Origin of the sequence: Streptomyces sp. NPDC044984 (assembly GCF_040646935.1) — a bacterium.
Classification (GTDB): Bacteria; Actinomycetota; Actinomycetes; order Streptomycetales; family Streptomycetaceae; genus Streptomyces.
Map to the genome: position 1 here is coordinate 1 of NZ_JBEZBE010000104.1, position 2,139 is coordinate 2,139.

Here is a 2,139-nt window from a genome sequence, read left to right on the forward strand (position 1 = left end):
TCGCGGCCGTCAACGGCCCGTTCTCCCTCGTGATTTCCGGTGCCGAGGCCGCTGTGGAGGCCGTGGCGGAGGTGTTCCGCGGGCTGGGGCGTCGTGTGTCCCGGCTGCGGGTGTCGCACGCCTTCCACTCGCCGCTGATGGAACCGATGCTGGACGACTTCCGCACGGTCGTGGAGGGACTGTCGTTCGCCGCGCCCCGTATCCCCGTGGTCTCGAACGTGACGGGCGTGCTGGCCGGTGACGAACAGCTCGCTTCCGCCGCGTACTGGGTGACCCATGTCCGTGAGGCCGTGCGCTTCGCCGACGGTGTCCGTTTCCTGGCTGAGCAGGGTGTCACGCGGTTCGTCGAGCTGGGTCCGGACGGTGTGCTGAGCGGCATGGCCCGCGAGAGCGCCGGCGACGACGCCCTCCTCGTACCGTTGCTGCGCAAGGACCGTGAGGAAATCACGACCGCCCTGCGGGCGTTGGCCGAGTTGTACGTCCGCGGCGGCCACGCCGACTGGGCCGCCGTGCTCGACGGCACCGGCGGCCGCCCCGTGGACCTGCCCACCTACGCCTTCCAGCACGAGTACTTCTGGCCCGCCGGATCCGTCACCGGCACCGGTGACATCCGCCTCGCGGGCCTCGGCACCCCGGGGCACCCGTTGCTGGGCGCGGCCGTCGAACTGGCGGGCGTCGACGGGGTGGTGCTCACCGGCAGGCTGTCGCTCCAGTCACAGCCGTGGCTGGCCGACCACGCGGTGCGGGGCTCGGTGCTGGTGCCGGGCACGGCCCTGCTGGAGCTGGCGATCCGCGCGGCCGACGAGGTCGGCTGCGACACGGTCGAGGAGCTGACCCTCTCCGCACCGCTGGTGCTGCCCGACCACGGCGGCACCCGCATCCAGGTCACCGTCGGCGAGCCGGACGAGGCGGGGCGCCGTAGCGTCGCCGTTCACTCGCGACACGACGCGGACGACGACCGCGGCTCCTGGACCCTGCATGCCTCGGGCACGCTGACCGACGGGACGACCGTCGTGCGCTCCGGCTTCGACGCGTCCGTGTGGCCCCCGGAGGACGCCCGACCGGTCGACGTCACCGGCTGCTACGACGTACTGGCCGAAGCGGGCCTCCGCTACGGGCCGGTCTTCCGGGGCCTGCGCGCCGCCTGGCGCCGGGGTGACGAGGTCTTCGCCGAGGTGGCGCTGAATGACGACGTCGACGGCGGCACCTACGGGCTCCACCCCGCGCTCTTCGACGCCGCCCTGCACGCCTCCTTCGCCTTCACCGGCGAAGACGGCGACGACACCCCGCTCGGCGGTGTGCCCTTCTCCTGGGAGGGCGTGCGCCTGCACGCGTCCGGCGCCTCGGCACTGCGCGTCCGGCTGACCAGGACCGGTGACGACTCCCTGACCGTCGAGCTGGTCGACCCGGCCGGCGCGCCCGTGGCCTCGGTGGAGTCCCTCGTCGTGCGGTCCGCCTCGGCCGCCGACGGTGGATCCGGGAACAGCGCGAGGCCCCTCTACCACGTGGACTGGGTGCCCGCCCGTGCCGCGACCGGCACCCGGTCCCCGGAACCGGTCGCACTGCTCGGTGACGAGATCCTCGCTGTGATCGGCGCCGACGCGGACGGTCTGGTCATCGCCGGCGACCTCGGGGCACTGGCGGCGAACGAGGTGCCCGGCACGGTGCTGGTCGCCGTGACGAGCTCCCTGTCGGACGTGGTCGAGTCGGCGCACCAGGCGGCCGCTCGGGCCCTGGACCTCATGCGGGACTGGCTGGCGGACGAGAGGTTCGCCGCGTCCCGTCTGATCTTCGTCGTCGGTGCGTCCGACGGCACGGGCGAACTGACGGACGCCCCGGTCAGGGGACTGGTGCGTTCCGCCTGGCTGGAGCATCCTGGCCGGTTCGGTCTGCTGGACGTCGAGCCGGGTGTGGTGTTGTCGGCCGAACTGCTGGGTGCGGTGCTGGCGGTGGGTGAGGCCGAGGCTGAGGTCGCGGTGCGTGGTGGTGAGGTGTTGGTGCCTCGTCTGGCGCGGGTGTCCTCCGAGGGGAGTGCTTCGGCTGTGTCCGTGTGGGATGGGGTTGAGGGCACGGTTTTGGTGACGGGGGGTACGGGTGGTCTGGGCCGTGTGGTGGCCCGGCATCTGGTGGTCGAGCACG

Annotated in this window: 1 protein-coding gene; it reads left to right on the forward strand. The window is 72.8% G+C overall.

Features of this window, described 5'->3' with window-relative positions; genetic code table 11:
* On the forward strand, nt 1–2,139 hold a 2,139-nt coding region (locus AB0A94_RS38635), incomplete at both ends, for a polyketide synthase dehydratase domain-containing protein (RefSeq protein WP_361751712.1).